General features: G+C 60.1%; 6 protein-coding genes. 3 read left to right on the top strand and 3 right to left on the bottom strand.

The annotated features are described in order from the left end of the window. The 3 genes from QM649_RS19715 to QM649_RS19705 all read left to right on the top strand — a co-directional run. Positions 1-2,014: phosphopantetheine-binding protein (locus QM649_RS19715; RefSeq protein WP_415200786.1), on the top strand; the 2,014-nt coding region annotated here is incomplete at its 5' end. Between the two features lie 79 nt (positions 2,015-2,093). Continuing rightward, positions 2,094-2,912 (top strand): 4'-phosphopantetheinyl transferase family protein, encoded by an 819-nt coding sequence (locus QM649_RS19710; RefSeq protein WP_415200785.1) that lies wholly within the window; start codon positions 2,094-2,096, stop codon positions 2,910-2,912. Continuing rightward, on the top strand, positions 2,885-3,940 hold the full coding sequence (locus tag QM649_RS19705) for a cupin-like domain-containing protein (protein WP_415200784.1): 1,056 nt from the start codon (positions 2,885-2,887) through the stop codon (positions 3,938-3,940). Before QM649_RS19710 ends, QM649_RS19705 begins: the two co-directional genes overlap by 28 nt. Positions 3,941-4,049: 109 nt before the next feature. On the opposite strand, the gene QM649_RS19700 is transcribed toward QM649_RS19705, so the two are convergent. The 3 genes from QM649_RS19700 to QM649_RS19690 form a co-directional block, all read right to left on the bottom strand. Next, positions 4,050-5,459: an oligosaccharide flippase family protein gene (locus QM649_RS19700; protein WP_415200783.1), complete on the bottom strand. Its 1,410-nt coding sequence runs from the start codon at positions 5,457-5,459 to the stop codon at positions 4,050-4,052. 357 nt (positions 5,460-5,816) lie between these two features. Beyond that, a complete protein-coding gene (gene murJ / locus QM649_RS19695) occupies positions 5,817-7,487 on the bottom strand; it encodes a murein biosynthesis integral membrane protein MurJ (RefSeq protein ID WP_415200782.1) in 1,671 nt (556 codons plus the stop codon). Between the two features lie 208 nt (positions 7,488-7,695). After that, positions 7,696-9,553, bottom strand: a 1,858-nt coding sequence (locus QM649_RS19690) for a chitobiase/beta-hexosaminidase C-terminal domain-containing protein (protein ID WP_415200781.1), incomplete at its 5' end; no start/stop codon positions are given.

Below are 9,553 nucleotides of genomic sequence, written 5' to 3'. Positions count from 1 at the left end.
CACCGCGACCCATGCGCATGTTCTCGAGCAGTGCGCCGCAGCGGCAACCGCGCTGGGTTTTGCGCCCGGCGCGACTATCGGCGTAACAGCCGTGGACACGGCCATCGACGTATGGAGCGATCTGATGCTGCAGCTGCTGAGCGGCTGGGGCATCCGCGCGCTCGAGAGCGAAAGCACGAGTTCTCTGCGGGCGGCCATCGATCGCAGCCCGATGCAGGCGGTGCTGGCTTCGCCGCAGATATGGCTCAGCCTTGCGCACGCAGGCTGGAAGGCGCCGCGCGGCCTGCAGATTCTCACCCGTGGCGGACGCCTGCCGCAGCCGGTTTCGACGAAGATTGCAGGACTGGGCTCGGCATGGTCTCTACTCTCGGCCGCTACCGCCGGAGGCCCGGTGGCCCTGGCACCGCTGTCTCCCGGCAACGCACGCGCATGGATTGTCGCTCCTCTTCCCGGCAGTGAGCTGACGGTCAGAAATCGCTTCGGCAGCCGTGCGGCGCAGGGTGTCCACGGCGAGCTGAGCTTCCGTGCCGCTGGCGCCACGGATTGGACCGGCACCGGCTTCATCGCGCAATTCCGCGACGGACACTTCGAGATCATCGGAAGCACGGCGCAAAGTGTTCGCTTCAGCGGCTATCGTGTGCGCCTCGGCGAAATCGAAGACCGCCTGCTGGAGCTGCCGGATGTATCGATGGCGCGCGCTTCCGTGCAGAACGGGCCACACGGCGCACCGGAGCTGGTGACGTACATCGCAGGATTCGACGGCAAGCAGCCGGACCGCGAGGCTGCAGCCGCACACCTGCGTGCAACCGCGCCGCAGCATCTATCGCGGACCGAGCTCGTCGCTGTGCCGTCGATCGTCTGCAGGCCGGATGGCTCACCCAATCTGGCGCTGCTGCCCCGACCTGACCGCGCACGCACTGTTCCCGCGGACTGCGAAACCTATGTGCCGGCAGCGGACGACCTCGAATCGAAGCTGGTTGCCATCTGGGAGGAAGTGCTGGGCGTGCAGGGCATCGGCGTCCGCACCAGCTTCTTCAGCCTGGGCGGCTATTCGCTGATGATCGTCCGGCTCTTTGCCCGCATCAACAAGGCCTTCGGCACATCGCTGCCGATCACAACGATCTTCAATGCTCCGACGATCGAACAGCTGGCCGAGATCCTACGCGGCCGTAAGGTATATTCCGCGCTGGTTCCGGTGCAGCCGGGCGAAGGCAAGCCTCCGCTCTTCCTTATCCACTCGTACCTGCTCTATGCCGGCCTGCCTTCGGTGCTCGGCAAGGCATATCCGTTCTACGGCCTGCGTGAGCTGGATAACGAGGGGGAGATGACGATCGAGAAGCGTGTTGCTTCCTATATCGAAGCGATCCGCTCCGTTCAGCCTCACGGCCCTTACTACATCGCGGGATGGTGCGCCGCAGGGCCCCTGACCGTCGAGATGGCGCGGCAGCTGGTCGCATCCGGAGAGAAGATGGGGGCTGTGATCCTTTTCGACTCCTGGCGCCCTGGCTACGCCCGCGAAGTGGCCACACAGCAGGCGGCACAAGGCAAGCTGACCTGGATTACCCGCGCCCGCTGGAAATATGCATTTCACGCGAAGCAGCTGCGACCGCTTTCCTTTGGAGGCAAGTCGCAGTATCTGTGGGCAGCCGCGAAGCACAAGCTCACGGGCATGCGCGATGAACTCTATCTGCGAAACTGGGCGCTGGCCCGCTGGCTCTCCAAGCAGCTGGGCTTCGCACTGCCGCACTTCATGCACAACATCAGCCTGGACACGCTGAATGCCGTGGCCCAGTATGAGTGCGATCCTTTCGCATGCCGGATCACGCTGATGCGCGCGACCGAATCCCATCACGTTCCCGGAGCGGAGCCCGCCTGCGGATGGGGCCAGATTGCTGCCGAGGGCGTGGAAGTGCTGTGGGCTCCGGGAACCCATGAGTCGATGTTCAAGGAACCCAATCTGAGCGTCGTCGGCAAGATGCTCACCGAGAGGCTTGAAAGAGCGCAGCAGTCATAGATCGCCGGCAATATTTGCTTGTCTTCCATGACTGAGTACATATAAAACTTCATCGCGAGACCGCTGGGTTCGACGTTGCATGTCTGTTCTCTCTATCCATCACGACCGAGGCTGCGAACCTGACGACCTGCAGCCCCGGTATCCGGTTTCCGGCAAGGTCCAGGCGTCTGTGATTCCCCATCCATTGCCGAGTCTGAACGCGCATGAAGTCCATCTCTGGACTCTGACGCCGGACACGCGGGATATCGCAGAATACACCTCGCTCCTGAGCCCGGCAGAGCTGGAACGCGCACGGCGCTTTCGTTTCCCTTCCCTTTTCGAGAGGTTTGTCTCGGACCATGGCCGCCTCCGGCTGCTGCTCGGCAGTTATCTTCAAGCCGATCCCCGGGCGGTGGAATATACCGAGAATGCGCAGGGCAAGCCTCGTCTCAGTCTTCCCGACTGCCGGCTGCGTTTCAACCTGTCCCATACGCGGGGAGTGACGGTCATCGCGGCATGCCTGGATGCCGAGATCGGTGTGGATGTTGAGGTTCTCCGCGCGGTGGAAGACCGCGATGCGATTGCCGAGATGTACTTTTCCCGCCCCGAGAACGAGGCGCTGAAGCGTGAGCCGGAGGAAGAGCGGGATGCGGCCTTTCTGCGCTGCTGGACCCGCAAGGAAGCGTATATCAAGGCGCGAGGCGAGGGACTCTCGCTCCCGCTCGACCAGTTTGCCGTAACGCTCTCCGGGAAAGATCGTGCCGCCCTGACGTATTGCGCCTGGGATGAGCTCGAACCGCAGCGCTGGAGGATGGAACATCTTCAGCCTATGCCCGGATACATCGGCGCTCTTGCTATTGAACACGGTCCCTGGACCATTCTTCATTACATGTGGCCCTCGGCACCCAATCCTATGTAGCACTACTGGAGGGGAGTATGAGCACAACAGCGGCAGTGAGCACCGGCCAGGCGGCCGAGCAAACTGCCTTTCATTCCATTGAACGTCGTAGTTCCGCAGACTTGCCTTATGAACGTTTTCTGAAGGAATACCTGGAACCCAACCGTCCAGTCATCATCTCCAATGCCGCCCCCCAATGGAACGCGATGCGCACCTGGACGCCGGAGTTCTTCAAGAGCCGCTATGGGGAGAAGATCTTTCAGGTCTCCTACGAAACCAAGATGGCTATGTCCGACCTGATCGATGCGATTATGGCGTCGACGCAGGAAAAACCGGGCCCCTACCTGCACAAGGTCATCATCTACCGCGACATGCCGGAGCTACTTGAGGATCTCTTCCCCGACAATGTCTATGCCTTCCCCCGCCGATACGCTGGCTCGTTGATGCCTGCACGCTTCCGGCGTCCTGACGGATTCCTGAAGCTTTTGATTGGCGGCGCGGGAGGCAAATTCCCACTGATGCACTACGACGCGGATAACTCACACGCCATGATCACGGAGATCTACGGCGACAAGGAGTTCATCCTCTTTCCGCCGGAAGACACACCCTATGTCTATCCTTTTCCCAATTCGTCTCACACTTCACAGATTGACAATCCGGACAGTGCAGACCTGGAGAAGTTTCCGCTTTTCTCGAGGGCCACACTCTATCGCGGCACCGTTCATCCCGGCGACGCGATTCTTATTCCTTCGGCATGGTGGCACGCTGCACGCGCGCTCAACCCGTCCATCTCCGTCTGCACAAACATGATGTACCGCTCGAACTGGCATGGCTTTGTGCACGAGGCCTGCGATCCTGCGATCATCAAGAACCCGCTGAGCCGCGTGGTCAAACACGGCTATCTCGACACGCTGGGACTGATGCTCAGCGCCTGCGAAAGCCTCCAGCAGGCGCTTCCGGACAACGGTCTTTCACACAAGCTAGCGGACTTTGCGCCACTGCATCGCAGGCATATGCCCACACGGGCCCAGATCCCGAGTCTCCACTAGAAGTCTTCTCTTTGCAGTTACGCCCGGCACAGTTGCCTCTGCTCACCACGGAGCAGAGGCTTTTCTATGCACGGAGATCGACAGGGAGACGAGGAGAGGAACGGAACGATCACCAGACTATGTGCGCAAAAGGAAGCGAAAATCCCGCCCATGTTCTGAGCGTGAGAGCGAGCGCCAGTGAGGCGAGGAACGCAAGGGTCATCCCGACATCCTGGCTGAGAAGGCCAACACCCTCTCGGTGCGCGCTGAAGAGCGTCACGAAATAGACTGGCAGATCGCTGAAGGCGACAGCCACGACCGCACCCGCCATCCCCAGCCAGTGATATCCCAGCGGCAGAGCGATGAACAGCGTAATGCAGTACGTGAGATAGGCAATGGCATTGTAATGGGACTTCTGCAGAGACAGAACTGCCGGATATGCGGTGCTGTAGAGCAGGGTATGCCAGAGCCCGATGGCCAGGATGCCGATCATCCAGGCGGCCTCATGGTAGCGCTTGTCGTACACGCGGAGGATGAAGAGGTCTCCGCTGCAGATTACTGTGATCAGCAGCAGCCCCCCGACGGCCAGAACCGGAAGGCGGTACTTGCGCAGGATGGTGCGGTATTCGGGCCGCGGACGGTCACTGAATTTCGCAATGAAGGGAAAGCCTACGCGGCTGCAGAACTGCAGGATGATCTGCCGCGGAATATCGGAAAGCGAGAAGGCAATGCCGTAAATACCCAGCATGCCGAAGGTGACCAGCTTGCCCAGAATGAGGCGGTCGGACTGCAGCGCAAGAAAGGTGAGCGCGGTGCCGATTAGGATCCAGCGGCCGAAGGTAACAAGGTCGTGAACCGCCTGCTTCTCCCATCGGAAGCGTGGACGAATCTCCGGCATCATCATGTAGCTGACGGCCATGCGCACCAATTCGGAGACGATACGGCCGGCGACCAAGGCCATCAGGCTGGGCTGGAAGAGCGCCCAGATGAGCGTAACCGCGAACTGAACCACCTGCTGAAGTAGCTCATTCAGCGAGAGCCTGCCCACACCAAGGTGCCGCGCCAGCGTCATCATGCTGGGAGAGGTAAAGCCGGCGATCGCGCTGCCGAAGCCGATCGCAGGCAGCAGCCAGATCATGCGCGGCTCGTGATAGAAATGCGCGACCGGCCACGCCAGCGGGATGGTGAGGACGAAGACACCCAGTCCGCGCAGCACCTGAATGGTCCATGCGGTGTTCAGGAAGTCGGGATCATCGCCGCGAGGGTTCTGAATCACGCTGGTTTCCAGGCCGATATGGGAGAACAGATTCAGCCCGACAATGAAGGTCGTAACCAGTGCGAGAACGCCGAACAGATCAGGCGCGAAGAGCCTGCTGAGCACAATACTGCTCACAAGCCTCAGCGAAAGCGCGAGGCCATAGGCAATCGTGACGAAATAGGTGCCCTTTACCGCCTTCTTTTCCAGGGAACGCTGAGAGGGAATATCTCCCCCTTCTTCTGCTTCGACAAGGGGTGGGGCAATGCCGCTGTCAATCGTCATAAGGTCTTAATGCCGTCGCGAACATGTCCTGCCATCAAGACTGATCATCCAGAAAAACACCGCAATATCAGGCCGCAAGGCAAGTTCATGGTACCTGAAAACAATCCATGGAAAGTCACCACTTTGGTGTGGTTGGCGATCCCGCGCAAATGTGATTCCAAGAGAACATCCCGGTTTCCAGCGTGCATTCCAAGATGGAACTTCACCTGGCATCGTCTAGAGGATCCCAGCGATGCGGCCTCGACAGCTCTTGCGATCATGCGAGCTCTAAGGCTGGCCATGCATTGCAACGAGACAAACTCTTTGTCCTTCCGTTCTATCCGGTCGAAATCAGTGCCTTTCGATACGCGCTGAAACTCAGGAAATGCGCAGTACTTTCTTCAGGTTGATCGGCGCGGACACACCCAGCAGGCGAACGATCCCAGCATAACCGAGCCCGAAGACCGGCAGCACAACCAGACCGGTGAGCCACGGCCGGTCTGCAGGCAGCTTCGTCTTCACAAAGTACGCTACAGCCGCAGCCAAAACCGCTCCGACCCAGAGCCGGGCCAGCCGCGCTCCCTGCGATGGGATGGGACCGATCCTCTTTGAGAGTCCGCGGCGAAGCAGTGCAAACTCAACCCAGCCCGCGATGCCCGCAGAGAACGTCAATCCTGCCACACCCCACCATTGCGCGATGTGCAACAACCTGGGCAGAGGCAACGCGAAGAGATATCCCAGCAGAACAGTCAGCGATACGCGGACGAGCGCGTAGTTGAGTGGAGTGCGCGTGTCCCTGAGCGCATAGAACGCGGAGGAGTAAAGCCGCCCCGCCGTGGATGCCAGGAGGCCGGCTCCCGAACCTGCCAGTACGCTCCAGACGAAGTTCACATCCCTGCCGGTAAAGTGTCCTGAACGGTAAATGAGAGCGACGATCACGTCTCCCAACGCGATAAAGGCAGCGGCCGAGGGAACAACGAAATAGGAGATATTCGCAAAGCCATGCGCGAGACGCTTCTGCAGGGTGGCGGCGACTTCGTCGGATGATCCCAGGGCTCCGGCCATCGTCGGCAGTTCAGCCGCGGAAACAGCCATTCCGAAGAGGCTTACCGGCAGCGAGTTGAGGGTCTGCGCATAGGAAAGCGCTGCGACCGCTCCGGTGGGCAAAAAGCTGGCCAGCAGCGAATCGAGGTAAGCGCTCACCTGCACAACACCACGGCTCACAAAGACCGGCCCGAAGTTCTTCATCACCGTCCGGGTGTGCTCGCCCTCACCACGGATGCGAAAGGCTAGCGGCCGCAAGAGGCCTATGACGGTAGGAATCTGAATGGCGAACTGAAGCGCACTGCCGATCACCGAGCCGATCGCAATGGCGACAGCAAGATGAGCCTCGCCGTGGCGGCCACGATCCACAAAGAAGGTCGCGATCATGGCGAAGTTCCAGATGACAGGCGCCGCGTAAGACAGCAGAAACCGCTTGTGGCTGTTCAGAACGCCGAGACACCAGGCGGAGAGGACCAGCAGCGCGGCTCCGGGAAAGAGCAGCTGGACCAGGCGCACGACCAGCGCCCGCTTTGCACCGTGAAACCCCGGCGCGATCGCATCCACGAGCCAGGGCGCGGTGAGGACTCCGACGAGCACCAGCACGGAGGTGAGCAGCAGGAGGATGGCAAAAATCGATTCGGCAAGCTGCGACGCCTCCTCGTGCCTCTCCTCGGCTCGCAGCCGGGCATAGACGGGGATGAAGGATGCCGAAAGTACGCCCTCGCCAAAGAGGTTCTGCAGAAAGTTGGGAATGCGGAAGGCCGCCCGGAAGGCGTCCGCGGCGTCGGAGTTCCCGAAATAGTACGCGAAGACGCGATCGCGGACGAGCCCGACGATGCGGCTCAGAAAGATTCCCGAAGCAACGGCCAGCGCTGAGGAACGGCTCCTTACTTTGCCTGCCTGGTGCTGGGCCTTGCCCGTCTGAGGTTCGCCGGACTTTGCTTCTGCCGTGGATTCGCTCGTGGACCCGGCCTGGGATTGGCTGTTCGATTCGCTCACAGTCATGGACACTCTAAGTCAATCTACAGTGCCAGGGGCCTGAGGCGAAGGATGGGATCTTCCTAGTGCAACATTCTTTCATCCCAAAGACAAAAAAGAACCCCGAACCGTCTGCCTGGCAAGCCAGGTGAATGGTCCGGGGTTCAAGCAAAAACGCCAATACTTGATAAGTCGTTCTGCTATCTTCGGACCCGATTTGCATCGGGTCCGGTAACTAGTTGCTGTAAGTCCAGGTGAGAATGTCCTGGGTTGCAGTGGAGTATCCCGTGCCGCCGGTGAATCCAACGTAGGCCGTTGTTGCGCCAACTGTAGACGGGATGTTGATGGTGAAGCTGGTGTTGAAGACGGCCTTCGTCACCGTATCCGTGACGGTCATCTTCAGCGTTGTGCCATCGTAGACAAGATGCACCTGCATGATGTCGCCACTGTGCAGATTGACCTTGCTCGAAGTCATATCAATCGCGGGAATGATCGGCTGGGCTCCATTGGTATAGATGCCTGTTGAATCCGGTCCTTCTCCAAGATCGCTGAACAAGTCAAACTTTACAGCCACGCTCTTTGTCATCCAGCCATAGCCGAGGCATCCGGCTGAGGCACCAACCGCAGTCGAGCTGTTGTTCTGGATGGCGAAGGTAAAGCCGTCCGCCGTCGCGTTGGTCAACTGGAAGGTGAAATCCGTAGTGAACGACTGCACATTCACCTTCGTCGCATACCAGACCGAGCCAGCCTGATATTGATTGGGGCCCGTGAGCTGAAGCTTCGATCCGCTCAGCACCGTGCTGCCATTCAGAGCAACAGCCCCCTTCGAGCTGGCAAAGCCGCCCGAGAAGTTGATGCCCGAGGTAGAGCCGGTTCCCGAGGAGGTAGAGGCCGGAGTAATCGTGAACGACGCCGTAGCTGCCGCGCTTTGAGTGAAGCCGCTAGCTACCGCAATCGCCTCGACCGTTTCCGTAGAGCTCACCGTGAACGATCCCGTGTACTTCGTTGACGACGTTGTGGGCACTGTACCGTTGGTTGTGTAGTAGATGGTCGCGCCAGCTGTTGTATCCGTAATTCCTACGGTCTGCGACGTCGTGTACGAACCACCTGAGGGCGAGATCACCGGAGTTGCAGCCGGCGACTCGATTGTGAACGTTGCCGTAGCCGCTGCGCTGGCTCCAGAGGCTGTCGCCGTGGTTGCAGCGGCTGTTGCAGTCTTCGCCGCGGCCGTTGCGCTTCCAGCTACCGCAATGGCCTTGATTGTCTCCGTCGAATCCACCGTAAACGGGGCAGTGTACTTCGTCGAAGACGTTGTCGGCGTCGCGCCGTTGGTCGTGTAGTAGATCGACGCACCAGCCGTCGCATCCGTGATGGTTACCGTTTGCGCGGTGGTGAATGTGCCTCCCGAAGGCGAGATTACCGGCGTCGCAGCCACGGTATTAATGCTGTACGTCGCCGATGCCACCGCACTGTTCGTGAAGCCATTACCAGAAGCGATCGCCATCAAAGTCTCAGACGAACTCACCGTAATAGGACCGGTGTACTTGGTGGAAGACGTCGTCGGCGTCGCGCCATTCGTCGTGTAGTAGATCGACGCGCCTGAGCTTGCATCTGCGATCGTTACCGTCTGCGCGCTTGTATACGTGCCGCCGGAGGGCGAGATCACAGGCGTGGAAGCCGCCAGGTTGATGGTGTACGTCGCGGATGCGACTGCGCTGTTCGTGAAGCCGTTGCCAGAAGCGATCGCCATCAGCGTCTCGGACGAATTCACCGTGATAGGACCGGTGTACTTGGTCGAAGAGGTCGTCGGCGTCGTGCCGTTCGTCGTGTAGTAGATCGACGCGCCCGAGCTTGCATCCGTGAGGGTCACCGTCTGCGCGCTCGTATACGTGCCGCCGGAAGGCGAGATCACAGGCGTGGAAGCCGTCAGGTTGATGGTGTACGCCGCAGTGGCCACCGCGCTGTTGCTGTAGCCGCTGGCGACGGCAATAGCTTCGACGGTCTCCGTGGAGCCAACCGTGATCGGTGCAGTGTACTTCGTCGAAGAGGTCGTCGGCGTCGTGCCGTTCGTCGTGTAATAGATGGTCGCGCCC

It is taken from the genome of Silvibacterium sp. (assembly GCF_047605705.1).
Taxonomy (GTDB): domain Bacteria; phylum Acidobacteriota; class Terriglobia; order Terriglobales; family Acidobacteriaceae; genus Silvibacterium.
This window is presented reverse-complemented; position numbering and strand designations above follow the sequence as displayed.

Coding starts and splice junctions, on each gene's coding strand:
- QM649_RS19700 (WP_415200783.1), bottom strand. CDS start 5,459: ATGACGATTGACAGCGGCATTGCCCCACCCCTTGTCGAAGCAGAAGAA.
- QM649_RS19710 (WP_415200785.1), top strand. CDS start 2,094: ATGTCTGTTCTCTCTATCCATCACGACCGAGGCTGCGAACCTGACGAC.
- murJ (WP_415200782.1), bottom strand. CDS start 7,487: ATGACTGTGAGCGAATCGAACAGCCAATCCCAGGCCGGGTCCACGAGC.